Consider the following 23,235-nt stretch of genomic DNA (forward strand, 5'->3'; position numbering starts at 1 on the left):
AGTTTTACGTTTCGACTGCGCCGGAAGTGGGGCGAATTATAGACGTATGAAATCTGCCGTCAACCCTTGATTTTACTTTTCTATCAATTAGTGAGAATTGATTAAAAAACCACCAATCAAGGGCCGCCAGTACCTTCTATATAGAAGAAAGGATTCAGATAACACCCGCCGCCTTCAGAGCAACCACATTCGCCACACCCAATCCCAATACATCTTGAAGCACCTGAGCCGTATGCTCTCCCAGCAGCGGAGGTGCATTGCGATACTCCACCGGCGTCTTGGACAGCCTTATCGGACTGGCAACCTGAGGCACCATCCCCGCCAGCGCATGAGGCAATGCCATCTCCAACCCACGTGCCTTGACCTGAGGGTCGGCGAACACCTGCGCCAGGTCATTGATTGGCCCACAAGGCACACCGACCCGTTCCAGCTGCGACACCCACTCAGCCGTCGTCTTGAACACCGTCGCCTGACGAATCAAAGGAATCAGCTCCGCCCGATTCGCCACCCGCACCTTATTAGTAGCGAAGCGCGGATCATCCGCCCACTGCGGCTGCCCAGCCACTTCGGCAAACTTACGAAATTGCCCGTCATTACCCACCGTCAAGATGAAGTCACCGTCGGCGGTGGGAAAATCCTGATAAGGCACGATATTCGGATGCGCATTACCCAGCCGTTTCGGCGATGCCCCTGTCGTCAGGTAATTCATCGCCTGGTTGGCCAGGCAGGCCACCTGCACATCCAGTAACGCCATATCGATGTGCTGCCCGCCACCGTCATGATCGCGATGAGCCAGTGCCGCCAGAATCGCCACCGTCGAGTAGAGCCCCGTAAGAATGTCAGTCAGCGCCACACCTACCTTGACCGGGCCAGCACCTTCATCCCCCTCGGGGCGCCCCGTCAGGCTCATAAGTCCGCCCAACCCCTGGATCATGAAGTCATAGCCTGCCCGCGCCGCATAGGGCCCGGTCTGACCAAAGCCCGTGATCGAGCAGTAGATCAGCTCGGGGTTGATCTCCTTGAGCGACTCATAGTCCAACCCATACGCCGCAAGCCCGCCCACCTTGAAGTTTTCAATGAGGATGTCCGACTTGGCTGCCAGCTCACGCACCAGCGCCTGTCCCTCCGGCCGCGTGAAGTCGATTGTCACCGATTGCTTGTTGCGATTGGCCGACAGGTAATACGCCGCCTCACTGGTGTTCTCACCATAGGCGTCCTTAAGAAAGGGCGGCCCCCAGGCGCGCGTATCGTCGCCGCTGCCCGGCCGCTCGACCTTGATCACTTCAGCCCCAAGGTCCGCAAGGATCTGCCCGGACCAAGGACCCGCCAGTACTCGCGATAGATCGAGTACACGTAGATGCGAAAGCGCGCCCATGCCGTGCTCCTATTAATAGAACGCCTGAAGACCTGTTTGCGCGCGCCCGAGGATCAGGGCATGCACATCATGAGTACCTTCATAGGTATTCACGACCTCCAGGTTGACCAGGTGACGCGCCACACCGAACTCATCGGAAATACCGTTGCCGCCGAGCATGTCGCGCGCCATACGCGCAATATCCAGAGACTTGCCACAGGAGTTGCGCTTCATGATCGAAGTGATTTCAACCGCTGCCGTTCCTTCATCCTTCATACGCCCCAGACGCAGGCAGCCTTGCAAGGCCAGCGTGATCTCGGTCTGCATGTCGGCCAGCTTCTTCTGGATCAATTGGGTCGCCGCCAATGGACGGCCGAACTGCTGGCGATCCAGTGTGTACTGGCGAGCGGTATGCCAGCAGAACTCGGCAGCACCCAACGCCCCCCAAGAGATGCCATAACGCGCAGAGTTAAGGCAGGTAAAAGGCCCCTTCAAACCGCGCACGTCCGGGAAGATGTTCTCTTCCGGCACAAATACGTTATCCATGACGATTTCACCGGTGATGGAGGCGCGCAGCCCGACCTTGCCGTGAATCGCCGGTGCGCTCAGACCTTTCCAGCCTTTTTCCAGGACAAAGCCCCGGATATCGCCGGCATCGTCCTTGCCCCACACCACAAACACATCCGCAATCGGGCTGTTGGTGATCCACATCTTCGCGCCCGTCAGGCTGTAACCGCCGTCCACTTTTCGAGCCCGGGTAATCATCGCACCTGGATCAGACCCATGATTGGGCTCGGTCAGGCCGAAACAGCCGATCCATTCCCCAGACGCCAACTTCGGCAAGTACTTCTGCTTCTGCGCCTCGGTGCCAAATTCATTGATCGGCACCATCACCAGTGAAGACTGCACACTCATCATCGAGCGATAGCCGGAGTCGACACGCTCCACTTCGCGGGCAATCAACCCATAACTGACGTAATTCAAGCCGCTGCCGCCGTACTGCTCGGGAATCATCGCACCGAGCAAACCGGTCTCGCCCATCTCGCGGAAAATCGCAGGGTCAGTCTTTTCATGGCGGAAGGCCTCAAGCACACGCGGCGCCAGCTTGTCCTGGGCGAACTGCTCAGCACTGTCGCGCACCATGCGCTCTTCTTCGGTGAGCTGTTGATCCAGCAGCAGTGGATCGATCCAGTTGAAGCTTGCCTTGCCAGCCATGAATAAGTCCTCGCGGAAAGAAACGGAAGTCGTGGAACCAGCCTAGGCCCGACAGGCGAGGAGGGCAAACGAGGTTTCCGCATAGGGTTGTGCTAATTTCTCACTTCGAAACCGACGAAAAGCGCGCATATGCGCTTTACATGTGAGGACACGGTATATGCGCAGGAAAATCCCCAGTACCACCGCCCTTGTCAGTTTTGAAGCCGCGGCCCGCCACGAGAGCTTTACCAAGGCCGCGCACGAGCTTTCGATCACGCAAGGCGCCATCTGTCGACAGATCGCCAGCCTTGAAGAGTTTTTGAGTGTCGAGCTGTTTCGCCGCTCACGGCGCGGGGTAAAGCTGACGGAAGCAGGGCTGTCTTACAGCCGTCGCGTTGCCACACAGTTGGACGCAGTTGAGCGCGATACGCTTTCCGTCATGGGTCAGCAGGGCGCTAACACCATCGAGCTGGCCGTGGTCCCAACGTTTGGCACTCAGTGGCTGATCCCTCGCCTCAAGGATTTTCAACACCAGCACCCCGAAGTCACGGTCAATCTGACGAACAGAACACGACCCTTCCTGTTTGCCGACACCGAATTTGACGCCGCCATCTACTTCGGCGATGCCGACTGGTCCGGCACGGAATCGCACCGCTTGATGGGAGAAAACCCCGTCCCCGTGTGCAGCCCTCGACTGCTGGGTTGCAGCACGCAGTTCAGCCCTCAGGAAATCGCAGAACTGCCCCTCCTTCAGCAAACGACGAGACCCTACGCGTGGCGCCAGTGGTTCAACGCGCAGCAGTTGAGCGTACCCCGCGACATGACAGGCCCCCGTTACGAGCTATTCTCGATGTTGTCCCAAGCCGCCATGCATGACATGGGGATCGCGCTGATCCCGCCGTTCCTTATCCAACGCGAATTGGAGGAGGGCCAACTGATGATTGCGAGTTCCGAGGCGCTGAGCAGCTCGAAGGCTTATTACTTGATGATTCCTGACAGAAAGGTCGAATCAGCTTCGATGCACGCATTCAGGGATTGGCTTATCGAACAATCACAGCGCTACAGCCCCAGTATTTAAAGGTCTAAACCATATTACTGACTTTGTAGTCAGTAAATTTTGGATCCTACAGATATACGTATATGTCGCATTTCAACAGACTGTATCTGCCAGGCAAAAATAGGGCTCAAAGCCATGATCCATATGGCTTGTAGCGACTAATACAAGCCAATGACCGACTATTCACATCAAAGATGTCAAAAAGCTACAAAAATGCCTACAGGCCTTTAAGCCCATGTATTTGAAGAGGTTATTTCCGCGCATTGCGACAATCAGTCACAGGGTGACTTGTAGTTAATTTTTCGTCACCCGTCATAATCCCTTGATGGCCGTAAAGTTCGCCTGCAAAATGCCGCGCCCCGCTGTCATTTCAGCGGGATCGTGCTGATCGGCCGCCCCAGTTGCGCCACTCGCGGTGCACTGGCCTTTTTACAAAAAGATCAAAAGCAAAAAGATCATGCAGGAGATTTGACGTGCACATTGGTGTTCCTCTCGAAACCCAGACCGGTGAAACGCGGGTGGCTGCCACCCCGGAAACCATCAAGAAGCTGATCGGCCAGGGCCATAAGGTCACTGTACAAAGCGGCGCCGGCATTAAAGCCAGCATCACGGACAGTGCCTATGAAACGGCAGGCGCAACCATTGGCAGTGCCAACGAGGCGTTTGGCGCCGAGCTGATTCTCAAGGTGGTGGCCCCCAGCGACAGCGAACTCACGCTGATCAAAAGCGGCACCGTATTGGTGGGCATGCTCAACCCGTTCAGCAACGAAACCATCGCCAAGCTGGCCGAGCGAGGCGTCACTGCCTTTGCCCTCGAAGCTGCGCCGCGTACCTCTCGGGCTCAAAGCCTCGACGTGCTATCGTCCCAGGCCAACATCGCCGGCTATAAAGCCGTGCTGCTCGCCGCTCATCACTATCCGCGCTTCATGCCGATGTTGATGACCGCTGCCGGCACCGTCAAAGCTGCGCGCGTGTTGATCCTCGGTGCGGGGGTTGCAGGCTTGCAAGCCATCGCCACGGCGAAACGTCTGGGTGCAGTGATCGAAGCGTCTGACGTCCGTCCGGCGGTGAAAGAGCAGATCGAGTCCCTCGGCGCCAAGTTCGTCGACGTGCCCTACGAAACCGATGAAGAACGCGAATGCGCCGTCGGCGTTGGTGGCTACGCCCGTCCGATGCCAACCAGCTGGATGCAGCGCCAGGCCCTGGCGGTGCACGAACGCGCCAAGCAGGCCGACATCGTCATCACCACCGCCCTGATTCCAGGCCGCAAGGCGCCGACCCTGCTCAGCGCCGAAACCGTCGCACAGATGAAGCCCGGCTCCGTGGTGATCGACCTTGCCGCTGCCCAAGGGGGCAACTGCCCGCTCACGGTTGCCGACCAGATAGTCGTCGAGAACGGCGTGATCATCTGCGGCCCGACAAACCTGGCCGGCGCTGTCGCCGCCGATGCGTCAGCTTTGTACGCGCGCAACCTGCTGGACTTCCTGAAGCTGGTCTTCACCCAGGAAGGGCAGTTTGAAATCAACCTCGAAGACGACATCGTCGCCGCGTGCCTGATGTGCCGCGACGGCCAAGTCATCCGCAAAAACGCCTAAGCAGGGATTCAGACGATGGAAGAGCTTATCTCCCCCGGTATCTACAACCTGATCATCTTTGTGCTGGCGATTTATGTCGGTTACCACGTGGTCTGGAACGTGACCCCCGCGCTGCACACACCGCTGATGGCGGTGACCAACGCGATTTCCGCGATTGTGATCGTCGGCGCCATGCTGGCCGCCGCCCTTACCGTGACCCCGCTGGGCAAGACCATGGGCACCTTGGCCGTGGCCTTGGCGGCGGTGAACGTGTTCGGCGGCTTCCTGGTGACTCGTAGGATGCTTGAGATGTTCAAGAAGAAAGCCCCGAAAGTAAAAGAAGAGGCGCCGAAGTAATGAGCATGAATCTGGTAACGACGCTCTACCTGATCGCGTCGATCTGCTTCATCCAGGCCCTCAAAGGCCTGTCGCACCCAACCACGTCGCGACGCGGCAACCTGTTCGGCATGCTCGGCATGGCGCTGGCGGTGCTCACCACCGTGGGCCTCATCTATAAACTGGGTGCTGAGCTGGCCACAGCGGGTATCGGCTACGTGATCGTCGGCCTGCTGATCGGCGGCACCGCCGGTTCGATCATGGCCAAGCGCGTTGAAATGACCAAGATGCCGGAGCTGGTGGCGTTCATGCACAGCATGATCGGCCTGGCAGCGGTGTTTATCGCCATTGCTGCGGTGGTCGAGCCGCAATCCCTGGGCATCGTCAAACATCTGGGCGACGCAATCCCTGCCGGTAACCGCCTGGAACTGTTCCTCGGCGCGGCCATTGGTGCAATTACCTTCTCCGGTTCGGTGATCGCGTTCGGCAAGCTGTCAGGCAAGTACAAGTTCCGCCTGTTCCAGGGCGCACCGGTACAGTTTGGCGGCCAGCATAAATTGAACCTGGTGCTCGGCCTGCTGACGCTTGGCCTGGGCCTGGCGTTCATGTTCACCGGCAACCTCACCGCCTTCGCACTGATGCTGGCCCTGGCGTTCGTGCTGGGCGTGCTGATCATCATCCCGATTGGCGGCGCCGACATGCCTGTGGTCGTGTCGATGCTCAACAGCTACTCGGGCTGGGCAGCGGCGGGTATCGGTTTCTCGCTGAACAACTCGATGCTGATCATCGCCGGCTCTTTGGTGGGCTCCAGCGGCGCGATCCTGTCGTACATCATGTGCAAGGCGATGAACCGTTCCTTCTTTAATGTACTGCTCGGCGGTTTTGGCAATGCACCGGATGCGGGTGCCGCAGCCGGCTCCAAAGAAGCGCGCCCGGTCAAGTCCGGCTCGGCCGACGACGCGACCTTCCTGCTGACCAACGCCGACACCGTGATCATCGTTCCGGGCTACGGCCTGGCCGTGGCACGCGCACAGCATGCGCTCAAGGAACTGACCGAGAAGCTGACCCACCGCGGCGTCACCGTGAAATACGCGATCCACCCGGTGGCGGGCCGTATGCCTGGCCACATGAACGTGCTGCTCGCCGAGGCCGAAGTGCCTTACGACCAGGTGTTCGAGATGGAAGACATCAACTCCGAGTTCGGCCAGGCCGACGTGGTGCTGGTGTTGGGCGCGAACGACGTGGTCAACCCGGCAGCCAAAAACGATCCGAACTCACCGATCGCGGGAATGCCGATCCTCGAAGCCTTCAAGGCCAAGACCATCATCGTCAACAAACGCTCGATGGCCAGTGGTTATGCCGGCTTGGATAACGAGCTGTTCTACCTGGACAAGACCATGATGGTCTTTGGTGATGCCAAGAAGGTCATCGAAGACATGGTCAAAGCCGTCGAGTAACACTGCTTCAGCGCAATACTCGAAACCCCGGCCTCCAGTAGGCTGGGGTTTTTTATGACCGCATGAAACCCGACCAAAGGCTCTAAATCGCTGCCTGGCATTCGACCATGGTAGCGGGCCGAATTTTTTTGAAATCACTAAACTGCGCACCTTGCTTCCGTAGCCTGAGATAACAATCCATGTACCGTGATCGTATCCGCTTGCCTTCGTTGTTGAACAAGGTCATGAGCGCGGCAGACGCCGCCGCACTGATCGAGGACGGCATGACCGTCGGCATGAGCGGCTTCACCCGTGCCGGTGAAGCCAAGGCCGTCCCCCACGCCCTGGCCGAGCGCGCCAAGACCTCGCCGCTGAAAATCACCCTGATGACCGGTGCCAGCCTGGGCAATGACTTGGACAAGCAACTGACCGAAGCGGGTGTGCTGTCGCGACGCATGCCGTTCCAGGTCGACAGCACCTTGCGCAAGGCGATCAACGCCGGCGAAGTGATGTTTATCGACCAGCACCTGTCGGAAACCGTCGAGCAACTGCGCAACAACCAACTCAAGCTGCCGGACATTGCCGTGATTGAGGCGGTCGCAATCACTGAGCAAGGCCATATTGTGCCGACAACCTCTGTGGGCAACTCGGCCAGCTTTGCAATTTTCGCCAAGCAGGTGATCGTCGAGATCAACCTGGCGCACAATCCGAACCTGGAAGGGTTGCACGACATCTATATCCCGACGTACCGGCCAACCCGTACGCCGATCCCACTGGTGAAGGTCGATGACCGGATCGGCAGCACTGCGATTCCGATCCCTCCGGAAAAGATCGCCGCCATCGTTATCACCCACCAGGCCGATTCCGCCTCGACCGTGACGCCGCCCGACAGCGACACCCAAGGCATTGCCAATCACCTGATCAACTTCCTCAAGCAGGAAGTCGACGCCGGCCGCATGACCAACAAACTCGGGCCGTTGCAGGCCGGCATCGGCAATATCGCCAACGCGGTGATGTGTGGCCTGATCGAATCGCCATTCGAAGACCTGACCATGTATTCGGAAGTGTTGCAGGATTCGACCTTCGACCTGATCGACGCGGGCAAGCTGAGTTTCGCGTCGGGCAGCTCGATCACCCTGTCTGAACGTCGCAATGCCGACGTGTTCGGCAACCTGGAGAAGTACAAGGACAAACTGGTGCTGCGCCCGCAAGAGATCTCCAACCACCCAGAAGTGGTGCGTCGCTTGGGCATCATCGGTATCAACACCGCGCTGGAGTTCGACATCTACGGCAACGTCAACTCCACCCATGTCTGTGGCACACGGATGATGAACGGTATTGGCGGCTCCGGGGATTTTGCACGCAATGCGCACCTGGCGATCTTTGTTACCAAGTCCATTGCCAAGGGCGGGGCGATTTCCAGTGTGGTGCCGATGGTCAGCCATGTAGACCACACCGAGCATGACGTCGACATCCTGGTCACCGAGGTTGGGCTTGCGGACCTGCGTGGCCTGGCGCCACGGGAACGGGCGCGGGTGATCATCGACAACTGTGTGCACCCCGCCTACCGCGACGCCCTGAACAGTTACTTCAACGCTGCCTGCGCCATCGGCGGGCACACGCCGCACATCCTGCGTGATGCACTGAGCTGGCACATCAACCTGGAAGAATCCGGGCATATGCTCAAGGCGTAATTGATACAGATCCGGGCTGATGCAAACACAGTTTCATCAGCTCGACATCTCCGCCGGCATTTCTTGAAAAAACTGTACTGCTGTACCGGTCAATTCCTACCGAAATATCCCACACCCCACTTCAAAAATGCCAATTTCGCACTACTTTAGTGCGGACAGGTACAGTTGCCCCATTTCCGTACAGTACAGCCCCTATAAACAGTTAACTGGCCCCTCACAATACAGGTGAACTGTATCTAGAGAGTCTTGCGCCGGAAGAGGATCATTGGCATCAGTTAAACCACTACCTAATCCCGCCACAAGCGGAAGGATGTCACCATGGAACGTACACTCAGTTCCGATCTGTTCTTCGAAGAAAAAGCTGTAAACACCCAGGCCTCCCTGCCTCTGCGCGTTATCGCCAACCTGATGTTGTGGCAGCGCCGCATCTCCAGCCGCCACCAACTGGCTCGTCTGGACTCGCGTCTGCTGGCTGACGCAGGCATCAGCGAAGCTCAACGCTACGAAGAGCTGAGCAAGCCTTTCTGGCGCTGATTTAGCGCTCGCTGGCCCTGACCTACCGGGTCCACCGCCAGCACCCTGATTTGTCAAAGCAAAGCCCGCCACGGGAAACCGGAGGCGGGCTTTGTTGTTTTCGGGGTTTGGGTTTTCAACCGGAAAACAGTGGCATGATTCGACGACAGGTACAGTTTAAAAAATACAACAGTTAAGCAGTACAATTTAACTTCAGTGTATCTGTATCGGTCACATCCCCTCGCTCAACATGGTGCTCCAAGACCTCATGAAAGGTGCTCGCCATGGATACGCCGTCCCCCCGCTATAAACGGTTGTTACGCCAAGCGGCCTCGACCGTGGCCAAATGGCTGCGCCAGGCCTATGAACGGCGCCAGCTGTCGCAGCTTGATAGCCGTGAACTGTCCGACCTGGGCATCAGCCCCGGCGACCGAATGAACGAGCTGTCCAAACCGTTCTGGCGTGACTAAGCAGTCAAGATGCTTCCCGAACGGATAAACGGCGGCTTAATATCCAGTCACCACGTGGCGAACCGCGCAGTACAGGCGTCTGATCCCCAATAGCTGCCCTGCGCCACCTTATCCATTCATCTACAGGAGTCATCCCATGTCCCGTCTTAGCCTGCTGAGTGCCGCCGCCCTGTTGGCCCTGGCAGCCAACGCCAACGCGACCAGCTTCATCGTGACCACCGACTCCATCGTCGGCGCGCTAAAGGCCACCTCCGACGCCACTTCCGATGCCACCTCGTCCCTGCGCGACAACAAAGTCGTGCGCGCTGCCCGTGACGACGCCGCCAGCTTTGTAGCCAGTGAAGGCGCCATCCGTGGCGTGAAACTGGAAAGCGCCCTGGCCCAGATCCGCCAACAAGCGCCGCAGCTGAACACCGCAACTGACGTACAACTGGCCCAGGCCATCCTGGCGATCTGAATGCAGGGCTGATGCCTGGGCGCTGGCTCTCGCCCGGGCATTACGCTAGCCTTGGCGCTCGTTTTCAGTTGTCGAGTCCCATGGTTTTTTCATACCGCCTGTTAATAGTTCCTGTATTGCTTTGCGCCGCCTGGTCGCCCTTGGCTTCGGCCTTCGACCTGACCACGCAGAGCACCGTCGCCAGTGCGTACGCCACCAGCAAGGTGACTTCCGCACCCTTCGACAGAAAAGTGATAATGGCCGCCCAGGATGACGCTGCCGCGTTTATCGCCACTGGCGGCCAATGGCGGGGGGCACGGTTGGAGTCAGCGCTGGATTATCTGCGCCACAGCCAACCAAAACTTAACGCCAGCGACCTTGAACTGGCGCAAGCAATTCTCGTCCAATAATCATCTCTGTATTCCATCTTTGTATTTGGAGTTATTCCATGCGTAGCCCGCTGATTGCCGCCACCCTTGGCCTGCTGTTGTTGGCCGACGTTGCCCAGGCACACACCCTGGTGGCCACCAGTAACATCATTGTTCGCGCCTCTGGCCGCACCATTGATTTCACCTCGGACACCACCACCTCCATCCGCGACTCCAAAGTCGTGCGCGAAGCCCACGATGACGCTGCCAGCTTCGTCGCTACCAACGGCGAGATCCGTGGCGCACACCTGGAAGCCGCCTTCGACACCCTGCGCACCCGTTTGCCGGAAGCCCGCGACGCCAGTGACCAGACCCTCGCCGAAGCTATCCTCGCACTGTGAGGCGAATGGCCGCCTGGCTCCTGGCCGGGGTTGTGCTGCTGTGTGCCAGCGCAGCCCAGGCCGGCCTGCAACTGCGGCTCAAGACCGAGGGCTTGAGCCCGGCTGAACAGCAGGCCAGCCAGGCGTTGCTCGACGAAGCGATGCGCGCCTTGCCGCCGCGCTTCATCGAGCAGTTGGACCGGCGTATTGATGTCGGCTGGACCGACAAGATGCCCGAGAACGCCTACGGGCAAGCCTCCTTGGTGTCCGAGCTGGACCTCAATCGCAACCTGCTTGCCAGCCTGACCGACGGCAGCGCCGCCACCCAGAAAACCAATCGCCCCCACGGCACCGTGCGCCGCGAAATGCTCGCCACCGTATTGCATGAACTGACGCACATCTATGACCGTGCACGCCTGTGGTCCAAATCAGACCGCGCACTGATCAACCGCTGCAGCCGCCAGAACAGCATCACCGGCTTGATCGGCCTGCCGGATCAATGCCGCGGCCAGCATGACCGACGCTTTACCCTCAGCGATGACCCACGCCTGCTGGACCTTGCCGGCTGGCCGCAGTACGTCGGCCGTCGTGGCGAGCGCGAACAAAACAACCATCAGGTCGCGCGCAGCCCGGACATCTACGAAACCACCAGCCCCTTGGAATTCGTCGCAGTCAACATGGAATACTTCCTGCTTGACCCAAGCTACGCCTGTCGCCGCCCCTCGCTGTTCCGTTACTACAAAGAACACTTTGGCTGGGCGCCGCCGAATCAAGACACCTGCGCCAACACCTACGCATTCCTGAACGCCGGCAACGATTTCGCCAAGACGCCGCTGGGCCATGTCGACCCGGAGCGCGTCTACGAAATCGACTACCTGCTGGCCGAAGCCAACCAGAACCTGGTGAGCCGCTGGGGCCACAGCATGTTGCGCCTGGTGATCTGCGCGCCAGGTCGGCCGCGCGGGCCGGATTGTCGGCTGGATCTGGACCAGCACCTGGTGTTGTCCTACCGCGCATTTGTCGGTGACGTACAGCTGTCGAGCTGGGACGGCCTGGTCGGCAAATACCCGTCGCGCCTGTTTGTGCTGCCGCTGGCGCAAGTGATCGACGAGTACACCAAGACCGAGTTGCGCGGCCTGGCCTCCGTGCCGTTGAAACTGACCCGCCAGGAAATCAACGACACCGTCGAGCATGCTGCCGAAATGCACTGGAGCTACGACGGCAACTACTTCTTCATTTCCAACAACTGTGCAGTGGAGAGCCTGAAGCTGTTACGCAGCGGCAGCGCCAACCCGCAACTGACTGGCCTGGACAACATCACGCCCAACGGTTTGCTCGAAGTACTGAGCGCCCGCGGCCTGGCCGACACCAGCGTACTGGACGACAAACGCAGGGCATTACGCCTCGGTTATCACTTCGACTCCTTCCGCGAGCGCTACCAGGCGATGTTCGATGTACTGCGCAAGCATCTGCCGATCAAACAGACCCAGGTCGAAGACTGGCTGTCTCTCAGCGCAGAGGAGCGTCGCCAGTGGTTCGGTCAGGCCGATCTGCGCACCAGCGCCGCATTGTTGCTGCTTGAGCAGGCGAGCTTTCGCAAGCAGTTGATGCTGGCCCAGGACGAAGTCAAACAACGCTACCTCGGCGCCCGCGAGCTGAAAAACGGCGGCATGGAGAAAGCCAACGCCACGCTGCAACAGATCCTCGCCAACAGCGGCTTCCTCAGCCGCCCGGCAGAACTCCTGGGCAGCGGCGGCTATGGCCTGCCGCAACCTTCGGAAGCCAAGCGCCTGGAATCGGAAAGCGCCGAGCGCCAGAAGCAACTGCAATCGCTGACCGGCGAGCTGGATAAAGAGGTGAGGGCGCTGCTGGACCCCTCGCGCTCCGCCGAGATTGCCGCCTGCGAAGCCAACCTCAAGCAGGTGGGCGAGCATTTGCGGGCATTGCACAAGGCGGCTGGCGGCCTGGAGCTGCCCTGAAACGCCGAACAACCCCTCATCACCCTTTCAGCCGGCGAAAGCTGGCTGAAAGCTTACCCGTCTAGGATCGCCCCCACTGCCGGCAACAGACCGGCTGTTAACAACAACAATGGTGATTCCCGATGTCCGCTCGTACCCGCCTGTTCGCCCCCACTCCACCCGTACGCCTCGTGCCTTTCGTTCTGCGCTGACCCCCACTCGGTTCGCCATTCCCTAGCCGCGCTACGCCTGGAGTATTCCTATGCTGACTTTCCTTGGCTTTGCCATGGTCATCACGTTCATGTTCCTGATCATGACCAAGCGCCTATCCGCGCTGATCGCCCTGATCATCGTGCCGATCCTGTTCGCGCTGTTCGGCGGTTTCGCGCCGGAGATCGGCCCGATGATGCTTGCGGGTATCACCAAGCTCGCGCCGACCGGCGTGATGCTGATGTTCGCCATTCTCTACTTTGCCCTGATGATCGACTCCGGCCTGTTCGACCCGGCCGTGCGCAAGATCCTCAAGATGGTCAAGGGCGACCCGCTGAAAGTCTCGGTCGGCACCGCGGTGCTGGCCCTGGTCGTGTCCCTCGACGGTGACGGCGCCACCACCTACATGATCTGCGTGGCCGCCATGCTGCCGCTGTACCAGCGCATCGGCATGAGCCCGCGGATCATGGCCGGCCTGATCATCCTCGCCGGCGGCGTGATGAACATGACGCCTTGGGGCGGCCCGACCGCCCGTGCCGCGAGTGCGCTGCATGTGGACCCATCGGACATTTTCGTACCGATGATCCCGGCCATGGCCGCCGGCGTCGTCGCCATCCTGGTGATCGCCTACATGTACGGCCTGCGCGAACGTGCACGCCTGGGTGAATTGCACCTGCAAGGCGACGAGATCGACCACAGCGAAATCAGCGTGTCGCAATTCCCGGACGCCCGACGTCCGAAGCTGATCTGGTTCAACGGCGCCCTGACCTTTGCCCTGATGTGCACACTGATTGCGGGCCTGTTGCCACTGCCGGTGCTGTTCATGGTGGCGTTCAGTATCGCGATGATCGTCAACTACCCATGCCTGCAGATGCAAAAAGACCGCGTCGCCGCCCACTCCGGCAGCGTACTGGCGGTGGTAGGGCTGATCTTCGCGGCCGGTATCTTCACCGGCATCCTGTCGGGCACCGGCATGGTCGATGCCATGTCCAAGAGCCTGCTAGCCGTCATCCCTGAGGCGCTGGGCCCGTACCTGGCGGTGATCACCGCGCTGGTGAGCATGCCGTTTACATTCTTCATGTCCAACGATGCGTTCTACTATGGCGTACTGCCCGTACTCGCCGAAGCCGCCAGCCACTACGGCATCACGGCTGCAGAAATGGGCCGTGCGTCGATCGTCGGTCAACCGGTGCACCTGTTGAGTCCGCTGGTACCCTCGACCTACCTGCTGGTCGCTTTGGCCGGTATCGAGTTTGGCGATCACCAGCGCTTTACCCTCAAGTGGGCAGTACTGGTGTGCCTGTGCATAATGGTCGCCGCTTTGCTGATGGGGATTATTCCGCTGTTCAGCACTCTATAATCGTACCAACTCAACCGCGCGGCGCTGCAGCTTGCGCGGTTTAACACTTGCTCAAAGGAATACACATGGAATGGCTGACCAATCCGGAGATCTGGATTGCCTTCTTCACCCTGACGGCCCTCGAGATCGTCCTGGGCATCGATAACATCATCATGATTTCGATCCTGGTCAGCCGCATGCCCAAGCATATGCAGGCGCGCACCCGGATCTTCGGCCTGGCGCTGGCCATGGTCACGCGCATCCTGTTGCTGCTGTCGATCACCTGGGTAATGCAACTGACCGCCGACCTGTTCGTGGTCTTCGGCCAGGGCATTTCCGGTCGCGACCTGATCCTGTTCTTCGGTGGCCTGTTCCTGCTGTGGAAAAGCTCCCAGGAGATGTACCACGCGCTGGAAGGTGAAGACGAAACCCACGAAGAGCCAGGCGGCAAGGGTGGCAAGTTCATCTACACCATCGTGCAGATCGCCATCATCGACATCGTGTTCTCCCTGGACTCGGTGATCACTGCCGTCGGCATGGTGTCCCATGTCCCGGTCATGGTCGCGGCGATTGTCGTGGCGGTATTGGTGATGATGCTGGCAGCCGGCACCATCAGCGAATTCATCGACAAGCACCCGTCGCTGAAGATGCTGGCGCTGTCGTTCCTGCTGGTGGTGGGTACCGTGCTGATCGCCGAATCCTTCGATGTGCACGTGCCAAAAGGCTATGTCTACTTCGCCATGGCGTTCTCGCTGGCGGTGGAAGCGGTGAACATCAAGATGCGCACCGCCATCGCGAAAAAGAAAAAACAGCAGGACCCGGTGAAACTGCGCAAAGACATTCCGGGTCAATAAACCCGAGCCAGACAAAAAGGGGCTTTTATAAGCCCCTTTTTTGCATGCGCAAAAAGCTGATTTCATGACAGTTTTGTTTCAATCCCCACTTTAGCTATGCGATGCTGGCGCAGAGCCCATTCGCCAACTACAGCTTAAGTACAAGACGTAGAGCGGCACGCGGCAACTTTCCTTCGCTCACTTTAGAGCGCACCCACACGGGGGGCCGAGCATGCTGACCTTGCTCAATCTGCTTTCCGCCGTGACCCTGCTGATCTGGGGCACGCACATCGTCCGTACCGGCATCCTGCGGGTCTACGGTTCCAACCTGCGCCAAGTCATCGGGCAGAACATGTCCAAGCGCTGGCTGGCGTTTATCGCCGGTATCCTGGTAACGGCCATGGTGCAGAGCAGCAACGCCACGGCGATGCTGGTGACCTCCTTTGTCGGCCAGGGCCTGATGGGGCTGATGCCCGCCCTGGCGACCATGCTCGGCGCCGATGTCGGTACGGCATTGATGGCGCGGGTGCTGACGTTCGATTTGTCCTGGCTGTCGCCGCTGCTGATTTTTCTCGGGGTGATTTTCTTCCTGTCGCGCAAACAAACGCGGGCAGGGCAGCTGGGCCGCGTGGGAATCGGCCTCGGCTTGATCATTCTTGCGCTGCAACTGATCGTCGAAGCCGCCGGGCCGATCACCCATGCCCAAGGCGTGAAAGTGTTGTTCGCATCGTTGACCGGCGACATCTTGCTCGACGCCCTGGTCGGCGCCTTGTTCGCGATGATTTCCTACTCCAGCCTGGCCGCTGTCCTACTGACCGCGACTCTGGCCGGCGCAGGCGTGATCGGCTTGCATGTCGCAATCGGCCTGGTGATCGGCGCCAACATCGGCAGCGGCGTACTGGCCTTCCTCAGCACCAGCATGCAGAACGCGGCCGGGCGCCAGGTCGCGCTGGGCAGCCTGTTGTACAAATTGATCGGCCTGTTGCTGATCATTCCTGTGCTGGACCCGCTGGTGCTGTGGATGGATGGCCTGGACTACAGCGCTCAAGGCATGGTCATCACCTTCCACCTGCTCTACAACGTCAGCCGTTGCCTGATCCTGTTGCCCACCATCGGCCCGATGGCAAAACTATGCGCCTGGCTGCTGCCCGAGCGTGAAGAGGTCAACGGCAAAGCCAAGCCGCGCCATCTGGACCTGACGGCACTCAGCACCCCAAGCCTGGCCCTGGCCAACGCCGCCCGTGAAACCCTGCGCCTGGGCGACCTGATCGACAACATGCTCACCGCCATGCAGGAAGTGCTACGCGGCAAACAGACCGCCATCACCCAGGAAATCCGCAGCCTCAGTGATGATGTCGAATCGCTGTACAGCGCGATCAAGCTCTACCTGGCGCAAATGCCCCGCGAAGACCTCAGTGAACAGGACAGCCGCCGCTGGGCCGAAATCATCGAGCTGTCGATCAACCTGAAACTGGCCGGCGACCTGATCGAACGCATGCTGCGCAAAGTTCAGCAGCAGAAAACTTCCCAGCGTCGCCAATTCTCCGAAGTGGGCCTGGAAGAACTCACCGGCCTGCACAGCCAGTTGATCGCCAACCTGCGCCTGGGCCTGTCAGTGTTCCTTAGCGCCGACCCGGAAAGCGCCCGCCAATTGCTGCGCGAAAAACGCCGCTTCCGCGCCCAGGAACGGCGCCTGGCCCACGCCCACGTGAGTCGCCTGCAGCGAAAAATTGTACAGAGCCTGGAGACCAGCTCCCTACACTTGGAGCTGATTGCGGACATGAAACGCCTCAACTCGTTGTTTTGCAGCAGTGCTTATGTAGTGTTGGAAACGTCCGACACCGGCGCGCTCTCCGCCGAAGATATTGCCGACATCACACATTCGCCCTGAACGTACTATGGCCCGTGAAGTCAGTTAAAACTGACCTCACTCGCCAGGAAGCTTGTTATGCGTCGCCTGTTGTTCGCCTGCCTGCTCATGGGTGCTGCCCATACCTTCGCCTTTGACCGCCTGCAAGTCGAGGGCTACACCTTGCCCAATGGCCTGCAATTGCTGCTCAAACCGGGCACCGAACGCGGGCATGTGGCGATCCGCCTGGTGGTGGGCGTGGGCCTGGACGACTTCAGTTGCGAGGACAAAGAGCTGCCGCACCTGCTGGAACACTTGCTGTTCAGCGGCATCGACGGCGGTGGAGAAGGTGAGCTGGAAGACCGCATGCAGGCGCTGGGCGGCGAGTGGAACGCCTATACCAGCAACGCCGACACCACCTTCGTAATCGAAGCGCCCGCACAAAACCAGCGCAAGGTGCTGGACCTGCTGCTGGCGATCATCACCCGCACCGAACTGACCGACGCCAATATCGACGCGGCCAAGCGAGTGGTGGAGCGCGAAGACGGCGGCCATTACTCACACCTGCAACGCCTGCTGGACCGCCAGGACCTGGGCCACACCGCCAGTAATCAACTGGCCGTCGAACTGGGCCTCAAATGCGCCGAACGCGCCGAGGTCGACCATCTGACCCGCGACCAGTTGGAGAGCCTGCGCAAAAACTGGTACGCGCCCAACAACATGACTTTGATCATCGTCGGTGACCTCGACAAACTGCTGCCAGCCTATCTGGAACGCACCTATGGCCAGCTCGACCCGGTCGAGCCCACGGAACACCCGGCACTCCCGGAAATCCAGCATGCCGCCGCCGCCCACCGCGAACTGACCCACGGCTGGGTCGGCGATAGCGCCAAACTGCACTGGCTGTTCCCTGAGCCGGTACTGGACGACGGCCATGACGAAACCTACGACCTGCTCAAGGACTACCTCGACTGGGCGCTGTACCGTCAACTGCGCCTCAAGCACGGTTTGTCCTACGGCCCTTGGAGCGAACGCGAAGTGCTTGGCGGCGTCGGGTTCCTCAGCCTGAATGCCGACCTTGAGCGGGAAAACCTCCCCGACGCCGAACAGGTCCTCCAGGACCTCAGGGCGCAGTTGCTCAAAGACGGTCTCGACCCGGCGGTGTTCGCCCGCCTGCAACAGGCCGCCGTCGCCCGCCAGGCCTGGGCCGTGCAGGGCAACAGCGCATTGGCCGACTATTACTGGAGCGCTTCCGGTGACTACAACAACGGGCATTTCAGCGACCCGGTCAAACGCATCAAGGCCGTGAGCCTGGACCAGACCAACCAGGCCATGCGCCAAGTGTTCAATCAACCCGGTTACTGGCGCATCGAGAAACCGCTGCTCAGTTACGACCTGCTCAGTTGGATCGGCGCCGGTCTACTCGGTCTGATTGCCATTGTGTTGATCGGCGTGCGGCGTTATCGCAAACGGATCGCGTAATGACGCAACGGATGACGGGCTAAGACGTTATTCTGTTTGGGATTTTTTCCTACAAGACTGCGAACCGCCGAATGCAAAACCTGACCCGCTTGATCACCCGCGTCCTCGAACTGATGAAGCGTTACCCAGGGGTGATTGCACTCGGCGGCTTCATCTCGGGTGTGTGCAGTTTCATCCTGGTGGACCGCCAGCAGGGCATGGCCAGTTGGATCGCGGTGATCATGCTGGTGAGCTGGCTGTGGCTGATGCTGGAAAACAGCTTCACCCAACTGTTCACCAAGGTTTTCAAGCGGGAGATTCCCGAACCGTTGCTGCGCTATGCGACCCAGATGATCCACCAGGAAAGCCTGTTCTTCGTGTTGCCGTTCTTTTTCATCACCACGGCATGGAACAGCGGCCAGTCGGTGTTCACCGGCCTGCTCGGCGCGGCGGCGCTGGTGTCGATCGTCGACCCGCTGTACTACAAATGGCTGGCGCCCAAACGTTCACTGTTCCTTGCGCTGCACACCTTCACACTGTTCGCCGCGCTGCTCACCGCGCTGCCGATCATCCTGCACCTGACCACGGCCGAGAGTTACAAGCTGGCCCTCGGCGTGGCCATGGCGTTGTCGATTCCGAGCTTGGCCGTGAGTATGCCGCTGCGCAGTGTCAAAGGCTGGGCGATGTTACTCGGGGTCACGGCCGCCATTGGGTGCGCCGGGTGGTTCCTGCGCAGTTGGGTGCCGCCGGCCACTTTGTGGATGACCGAAGTCGCGATCAGCACACAACTGCAAGACCGCACGCCGGGCGACGACCTCAAGGAAGTCACCGCCGCCCAACTGCGCAGCGGCGGGCTGTACGCCTACACCGCGATCAACGCGCCGCGCGGGTTGGATGAGCGCATTTACCATGTGTGGCAATTCAACGGTAAAGAAGTCGACCGTATCGCCCTGGACATTCATGGCGGACGCAAAGAGGGCTACCGCGCCTGGACCCACAAGCAGAACTTCCCTGGTGATGCCGTAGGCCGCTGGCAGGTACGCGTACTGACCGAAGACGGGCAGGTGATCGGCGTGCTGCGCTTCAAAGTGACCGACTCAGCACAAACGGACAACCCAAAGTAGGCAGGTTCGTGCTATTACGTAGGAATTGTGGATAGCCAAACAAGCTCGGAGCTTATGACCCCCCCTACGACGGCCGGTGCAGCCCACCTCGACACGTCCACCACCCCGCCACAGCTGAGGATTACGGGGGACTGGACGCTGGCCCACTATGCCAACCTGAAGAAGCTGTCGGACAAGCTCGACGGCCAATACGACGCTGGCGCACGCATCGACCTCAACGGCCTCGGTGCCCTGGATACCGCCGGCGCCTCGCTGCTGGTGGAGTTGCTGGGGCCGAGCCGCATTGAGCAATCCGCCGAACAGACCGATTGCAGCCTGTCGGCCGCCGACCGCGCCCTGCTCAAGACCGTCTACCGCTCCCTGAATGATTTTTGCGTGCCGGAAAAAGCCCCGGAAGAAGCGGCGGGCATTCAGGTGCTGGCGCGCATCGGCCGGGCAGTGGATACCGTCTGGCAGGACACCCAGAAACTGCTGGGCTTTATCGGCCTGATTCTCGAAACCTTTGCACGTGGCATTTTCCGCCCCAAACGCTGGCGCGTGACGCCGATGGTTGCGCACCTTGAACAGGTCGGTCTGGATGCCGCGCCAATCGTGGCTTTGCTGACCTTCCTGGTCGGTGCAGTGGTGGCCTTTCTGGGGGCCACGGTGCTCAAAAGCTTCGGCGCGACGATCTTCACGGTGGACCTGGTAGCGTTCTCTTTCCTGCGGGAATTCGGCGTCTTGCTGACCGCCATCCTGATCGCCGGCCGCACCGCCAGCGCCTTTACCGCGCAGATAGGCTCGATGAAGGCCAACGAAGAAATCGACGCGATCCGCACCCTGGGCCTGGACCCGATGGAATTGCTGGTGCTGCCTCGCGTGCTGGCATTGCTGGTGGCGCTGCCGATGCTGACCTTCCTGGCGATGCTCTCGGGCATCGTCGGCGGCGGCGTGGTCTGCGCCGTGGCGCTGGATATTTCACCGGCAATGTTCCTCTCGCTGCTGCAATCGGACATTGGCGTGCAGCATTTTCTGGTGGGCATGGTGAAGGCGCCGGTTTTTGCGTTCCTGATCGCCGCCATTGGCTGCCTGGAGGGTTTCAAGGTCAGCGGCAGTGCCGAGTCGGTCGGCGCCCACACCACCTCCAGCGTGGTGCAATCGATCTTTGTGGTGATCGTGCTGGATGCGGTCGCCGCGTTGTTCTTCATGGAGATGGGCTGGTGAGTCGTCAACACCGAGCGCCCGCCGAGGCGGTGATTGAAGTGCGCGGCCTGTGCAATCGCTTTGGCAGCCAGAGCGTGCACGAGAACCTCGACCTGGACTTGTACAAAGGCGAGATCCTCGCAGTGGTCGGCGGCTCCGGCAGCGGCAAGTCGGTGCTGCTGCGCAGCATCGTCGGCCTGCGCCGGCCCAGCGAAGGTGAGGTGCGGGTGTTCGGCAAAAACCTGCCGAGCCTGCCGGAACATGAGCGCTCCCTGGTGGAACGGCGCTTCGGCGTGCTGTTCCAGAAGGGCGCGCTGTTTTCTTCGCTGACCGTGACCGAGAACGTTGCACTGCCGTTGATTGAACACGCCGGCCTCAGCCGCCGCGACGCCGAGCACCTGGCCGCCGTGAAACTGGCCCTGGCTGGACTGCCGCTGTCGGCGGCCGACAAGTACCCGGCGTCACTGTCCGGCGGCATGATCAAGCGCGCCGCCTTGGCCCGCGCCCTGGCATTGGACCCGGACATTCTGTTCCTCGACGAGCCCACCGCCGGCCTCGACCCGATCGGTGCGGCGCAATTCGACCAACTGATCCTGACTCTTCGCGATGCGCTGGGCTTGAGTGTGTTTTTGGTCACCCACGACCTGGACACGCTGTACACCATCACCGACCGCGTGGCGGTGCTGGCGCAGAAGAAAGTGCTGGTGGCCGATGCCATTGATGTCGTCTCGGAAACGGACGACGCATGGATCCACGAATATTTCCACGGCCCCCGTGGCCGCGCGGCATTGGATGCCGCTCAATCGCTTAACGAGGTATGACATGGAAACCCGAGCCCATCATGTGATGATCGGTCTGTTCAGCGTGATCGTGGTGGTCGGCGCGATGCTGTTCGGCCTGTGGCTGGCCAAGTCCAGCGTCGACAGCGCCTTCCAGGACTACGAAGTGATCTTCAACGAGGCGGTCAGCGGCCTGTCCCAGGGCAGTTCAGTGCAGTACAGCGGGATCAAGGTGGGCGATGTCATCAGCCTGAGCCTGGACCCCAAGGATCCGCGCCGCGTGCTGGCACGTATCCGCCTGGCCGGGCAGACGCCGATCAAGGAAGACACCCAGGCCAAGCTGGCCCTGACCGGCATCACCGGTACCTCGATCATCCAGCTCAGTGGCGGCACCCCGCAGAGTCCCGAGCTCAAGGGCAAAGACGGTAACCTGCCACAGATCATCGCCTCACCATCGCCCATCGCGCGCCTGCTGAACAACAGCAACGACCTGATGACCAGCATCAACCTGTTGCTGCACAACGCCAACCACATGTTCTCCCGCGAGAACGTCGAACGCCTGAGCAATACGTTGGACAACCTGCAACAAACCACCGGTGCCATCGCCGACCAGCGCGGCGATATCAAGGTGGTGATGCAGCAACTGATGCAGGTGAGCAAACAGGCGAGCGCCGCCCTGGAGCAGACCACCGTGCTGATGCGCAACGCCAACGGCTTGCTCAACGAACAGGGCAAGCAGGCCTTCGGCAGTGCCGAGCAGGCCATGAAATCCCTTGAACAAAGCACCGCGACCATCAACACCTTGTTGACCAACAACAAGGACTCGGTGAACAGCGGCATGCAAGGCCTCAACGAACTGGCGCCGGCCGTGCGCGAACTGCGCGAAACCCTCGGTTCGCTACGCGCCATCTCCCGCCGCCTGGAAGCCAACCCCAGCGGTTACCTGCTGGGCAGCGACAAGAACAAGGAGTTCACGCCATGAAGCGTGCTTACCAAATGATCGCCCCGGTGGCCCTGGCACTGGTGAGCGCGTGCTCGATCCTGCCCAAGGCCGACCCGTCGGATGTGTATCGCCTGGCCTCGGCACAGACCACCAACCAGGCCGCGCCGGTCAGCTGGTCACTGCGCGTGAACAAGCCACAGACCAGCGAATTTCTCGACAGCCCGCGCATTGCCGTGGTGCCCAATGGCGACCTGATCAGCAGTTATGCCAACTCGCGCTGGAGCGACCCGTCGCCGGTGCTGCTGCGCAACCGCTTCATGGATGGCTTCCAGCGCGATGGCCGGGTGACGCTGCTGAGCACCGACGATACCAATCTGCAGTCCGACTATGAGCTGGGCGGGCAACTGCAGGCATTCCAGAGTGAATACCACGGCAGTGCGGTGGAGGTAGTGATTCGCCTGGATGCGCGGTTGGTGCGGGGGAGTGATCAGCGGATCGTTGCCAGCCGGCGGTTTGAGGTGAGGCAACCGGTGGCAGATACCAAAGTGCCGGCGGTGGTAGCCGGGTTTGGGCAGGCGGGGGATCAGTTGAATAAACAGGTGGTGGATTGGGTGGTGCAGCAGGGCAATACAGCGCCGAAACGCTGAGGGCCTCTTCGCGGGCAAGCCCGCTCCCACATTTTTGATTTGTAAACACCGTCAAATGTGGGAGCAACTGTCTTTGAGGATTTATTTTCAAAATAATC

General features: G+C 60.2%; 22 protein-coding genes. 20 read left to right on the forward strand and 2 right to left on the reverse strand.

Translation table 11 applies throughout. The features are described from left to right. Window positions 1-154 precede the first annotated feature (154 nt). Window positions 155-1,375, reverse strand: coding sequence for a CaiB/BaiF CoA-transferase family protein (locus H096_RS22425; protein WP_033901527.1), 1,221 nt, complete (start codon window positions 1,373-1,375; stop codon window positions 155-157). Window positions 1,376-1,387: 12 nt separating this feature from the next. Further along, window positions 1,388-2,569 (reverse strand): acyl-CoA dehydrogenase, encoded by a 1,182-nt coding sequence (locus H096_RS22430; protein ID WP_003187423.1) that lies wholly within the window; start codon window positions 2,567-2,569, stop codon window positions 1,388-1,390. Window positions 2,570-2,726: 157 nt separating this feature from the next. Here H096_RS22430 and H096_RS22435 point away from each other — a divergent pair, with 157 nt between their 5' ends. The 20 genes from H096_RS22435 (at window position 2,727) to H096_RS22530 (ending at window position 23,137) form a co-directional block, all read left to right on the forward strand. Then, complete coding sequence (locus H096_RS22435; protein WP_033901528.1) at window positions 2,727-3,626, forward strand: LysR family transcriptional regulator; 900 nt, start codon at window positions 2,727-2,729, stop codon at window positions 3,624-3,626. A 452-nt stretch (window positions 3,627-4,078) separates the two neighbouring features. After that, the gene (locus tag H096_RS22440; protein ID WP_033901529.1) at window positions 4,079-5,200 is read left to right on the forward strand and encodes a Re/Si-specific NAD(P)(+) transhydrogenase subunit alpha; all 1,122 of its coding nucleotides are present in this window, start codon (window positions 4,079-4,081) and stop codon (window positions 5,198-5,200) included. 15 nt (window positions 5,201-5,215) lie between these two features. Then, a complete protein-coding gene (locus H096_RS22445; protein ID WP_003187417.1) occupies window positions 5,216-5,536 on the forward strand; it encodes an NAD(P) transhydrogenase subunit alpha in 321 nt (106 codons plus the stop codon). Further along, window positions 5,536-6,972 carry an NAD(P)(+) transhydrogenase (Re/Si-specific) subunit beta gene (locus H096_RS22450; protein WP_033901530.1) on the forward strand — a complete coding sequence of 479 codons (1,437 nt, stop codon included), beginning with the start codon at window positions 5,536-5,538 and terminating at the stop codon, window positions 6,970-6,972. The genes H096_RS22445 and H096_RS22450 overlap by 1 nt, the downstream gene beginning before the upstream one ends. 179 nt (window positions 6,973-7,151) lie before the next feature. Further along, the gene (locus H096_RS22455) at window positions 7,152-8,645 is read left to right on the forward strand and encodes an acetyl-CoA hydrolase/transferase family protein (RefSeq protein WP_033901531.1); all 1,494 of its coding nucleotides are present in this window, start codon (window positions 7,152-7,154) and stop codon (window positions 8,643-8,645) included. Window positions 8,646-8,963: 318 nt separating this feature from the next. Continuing rightward, window positions 8,964-9,179: a DUF1127 domain-containing protein gene (locus H096_RS22460; RefSeq protein WP_010168694.1), complete on the forward strand. Its 216-nt coding sequence runs from the start codon at window positions 8,964-8,966 to the stop codon at window positions 9,177-9,179. 263 nt (window positions 9,180-9,442) lie between these two features. Then, a complete protein-coding gene (locus H096_RS22465; RefSeq protein WP_033901532.1) occupies window positions 9,443-9,628 on the forward strand; it encodes a DUF1127 domain-containing protein in 186 nt (61 codons plus the stop codon). 136 nt (window positions 9,629-9,764) lie between these two features. Further along, complete coding sequence (locus H096_RS22470; protein WP_033901533.1) at window positions 9,765-10,085, forward strand: DUF2388 domain-containing protein; 321 nt, start codon at window positions 9,765-9,767, stop codon at window positions 10,083-10,085. 80 nt (window positions 10,086-10,165) lie between these two features. Beyond that, the gene (locus H096_RS22475) at window positions 10,166-10,474 is read left to right on the forward strand and encodes a DUF2388 domain-containing protein (RefSeq protein ID WP_033901543.1); all 309 of its coding nucleotides are present in this window, start codon (window positions 10,166-10,168) and stop codon (window positions 10,472-10,474) included. A gap of 38 nt (window positions 10,475-10,512) precedes the next feature. Continuing rightward, entirely contained in the window at window positions 10,513-10,833 is a 321-nt protein-coding gene (locus H096_RS22480; RefSeq protein ID WP_012721546.1) for a DUF2388 domain-containing protein, read from the forward strand. Continuing rightward, a complete protein-coding gene (locus H096_RS22485; RefSeq protein WP_033901534.1) occupies window positions 10,830-12,791 on the forward strand; it encodes a DUF4105 domain-containing protein in 1,962 nt (653 codons plus the stop codon). Before H096_RS22480 ends, H096_RS22485 begins: the two co-directional genes overlap by 4 nt. A gap of 241 nt (window positions 12,792-13,032) precedes the next feature. Next, window positions 13,033-14,340 carry a CitMHS family transporter gene (locus tag H096_RS22490; RefSeq protein WP_016978810.1) on the forward strand — a complete coding sequence of 436 codons (1,308 nt, stop codon included), beginning with the start codon at window positions 13,033-13,035 and terminating at the stop codon, window positions 14,338-14,340. A 65-nt stretch (window positions 14,341-14,405) separates the two neighbouring features. Further along, complete coding sequence (locus tag H096_RS22495; protein ID WP_033901535.1) at window positions 14,406-15,173, forward strand: TerC family protein; 768 nt, start codon at window positions 14,406-14,408, stop codon at window positions 15,171-15,173. A 211-nt stretch (window positions 15,174-15,384) separates the two neighbouring features. After that, window positions 15,385-17,043 carry a Na/Pi cotransporter family protein gene (locus tag H096_RS22500; protein ID WP_033901536.1) on the forward strand — a complete coding sequence of 553 codons (1,659 nt, stop codon included), beginning with the start codon at window positions 15,385-15,387 and terminating at the stop codon, window positions 17,041-17,043. Window positions 17,044-17,100: 57 nt separating this feature from the next. Beyond that, on the forward strand, window positions 17,101-18,483 hold the full coding sequence (locus tag H096_RS22505; RefSeq protein ID WP_033901537.1) for a pitrilysin family protein: 1,383 nt from the start codon (window positions 17,101-17,103) through the stop codon (window positions 18,481-18,483). Window positions 18,484-18,554: 71 nt separating this feature from the next. Next, window positions 18,555-19,586, forward strand: coding sequence for a DUF5924 family protein (locus H096_RS22510; protein WP_033901538.1), 1,032 nt, complete (start codon window positions 18,555-18,557; stop codon window positions 19,584-19,586). A 54-nt stretch (window positions 19,587-19,640) separates the two neighbouring features. After that, on the forward strand, window positions 19,641-20,789 hold the full coding sequence (locus H096_RS22515) for an ABC transporter permease (protein WP_033901539.1): 1,149 nt from the start codon (window positions 19,641-19,643) through the stop codon (window positions 20,787-20,789). After that, the gene (locus H096_RS22520) at window positions 20,786-21,589 is read left to right on the forward strand and encodes an ATP-binding cassette domain-containing protein (RefSeq protein WP_033901540.1); all 804 of its coding nucleotides are present in this window, start codon (window positions 20,786-20,788) and stop codon (window positions 21,587-21,589) included. The genes H096_RS22515 and H096_RS22520 overlap by 4 nt, the downstream gene beginning before the upstream one ends. Window position 21,590: 1 nt before the next feature. Continuing rightward, a complete protein-coding gene (locus H096_RS22525) occupies window positions 21,591-22,529 on the forward strand; it encodes an MlaD family protein (RefSeq protein WP_033901541.1) in 939 nt (312 codons plus the stop codon). Next, complete coding sequence (locus H096_RS22530; protein ID WP_033901542.1) at window positions 22,526-23,137, forward strand: ABC-type transport auxiliary lipoprotein family protein; 612 nt, start codon at window positions 22,526-22,528, stop codon at window positions 23,135-23,137. Before H096_RS22525 ends, H096_RS22530 begins: the two co-directional genes overlap by 4 nt. The last annotated feature ends 98 nt before the right edge of the window (window positions 23,138-23,235 follow it).

Source organism: Pseudomonas sp. FH1 (genome assembly GCF_000510895.2).
In the GTDB taxonomy this organism is placed as follows: domain Bacteria; phylum Pseudomonadota; class Gammaproteobacteria; order Pseudomonadales; family Pseudomonadaceae; genus Aquipseudomonas; species Aquipseudomonas azotoformans_A.

What these genes read in the sequence shown, in the direction of transcription:
- H096_RS22425 (WP_033901527.1), bottom strand. Translation starts at nt 1,375, where the DNA reads ATGGGCGCGCTTTCGCATCTACGTGTACTCGATCTATCGCGAGTACTG.
- H096_RS22430 (WP_003187423.1), bottom strand. Translation starts at nt 2,569, where the DNA reads ATGGCTGGCAAGGCAAGCTTCAACTGGATCGATCCACTGCTGCTGGAT.
- H096_RS22435 (WP_033901528.1), top strand. Translation starts at nt 2,727, where the DNA reads ATGCGCAGGAAAATCCCCAGTACCACCGCCCTTGTCAGTTTTGAAGCC.
- H096_RS22445 (WP_003187417.1), top strand. Translation starts at nt 5,216, where the DNA reads ATGGAAGAGCTTATCTCCCCCGGTATCTACAACCTGATCATCTTTGTG.
- H096_RS22450 (WP_033901530.1), top strand. Translation starts at nt 5,536, where the DNA reads ATGAGCATGAATCTGGTAACGACGCTCTACCTGATCGCGTCGATCTGC.
- H096_RS22455 (WP_033901531.1), top strand. Translation starts at nt 7,152, where the DNA reads ATGTACCGTGATCGTATCCGCTTGCCTTCGTTGTTGAACAAGGTCATG.
- H096_RS22460 (WP_010168694.1), top strand. Translation starts at nt 8,964, where the DNA reads ATGGAACGTACACTCAGTTCCGATCTGTTCTTCGAAGAAAAAGCTGTA.
- H096_RS22465 (WP_033901532.1), top strand. Translation starts at nt 9,443, where the DNA reads ATGGATACGCCGTCCCCCCGCTATAAACGGTTGTTACGCCAAGCGGCC.
- H096_RS22470 (WP_033901533.1), top strand. Translation starts at nt 9,765, where the DNA reads ATGTCCCGTCTTAGCCTGCTGAGTGCCGCCGCCCTGTTGGCCCTGGCA.
- H096_RS22475 (WP_033901543.1), top strand. Translation starts at nt 10,166, where the DNA reads ATGGTTTTTTCATACCGCCTGTTAATAGTTCCTGTATTGCTTTGCGCC.
- H096_RS22480 (WP_012721546.1), top strand. Translation starts at nt 10,513, where the DNA reads ATGCGTAGCCCGCTGATTGCCGCCACCCTTGGCCTGCTGTTGTTGGCC.
- H096_RS22490 (WP_016978810.1), top strand. Translation starts at nt 13,033, where the DNA reads ATGCTGACTTTCCTTGGCTTTGCCATGGTCATCACGTTCATGTTCCTG.
- H096_RS22495 (WP_033901535.1), top strand. Translation starts at nt 14,406, where the DNA reads ATGGAATGGCTGACCAATCCGGAGATCTGGATTGCCTTCTTCACCCTG.
- H096_RS22500 (WP_033901536.1), top strand. Translation starts at nt 15,385, where the DNA reads ATGCTGACCTTGCTCAATCTGCTTTCCGCCGTGACCCTGCTGATCTGG.
- H096_RS22505 (WP_033901537.1), top strand. Translation starts at nt 17,101, where the DNA reads ATGCGTCGCCTGTTGTTCGCCTGCCTGCTCATGGGTGCTGCCCATACC.
- H096_RS22510 (WP_033901538.1), top strand. Translation starts at nt 18,555, where the DNA reads ATGCAAAACCTGACCCGCTTGATCACCCGCGTCCTCGAACTGATGAAG.
- H096_RS22515 (WP_033901539.1), top strand. Translation starts at nt 19,641, where the DNA reads ATGACCCCCCCTACGACGGCCGGTGCAGCCCACCTCGACACGTCCACC.
- H096_RS22525 (WP_033901541.1), top strand. Translation starts at nt 21,591, where the DNA reads ATGGAAACCCGAGCCCATCATGTGATGATCGGTCTGTTCAGCGTGATC.
- H096_RS22530 (WP_033901542.1), top strand. Translation starts at nt 22,526, where the DNA reads ATGAAGCGTGCTTACCAAATGATCGCCCCGGTGGCCCTGGCACTGGTG.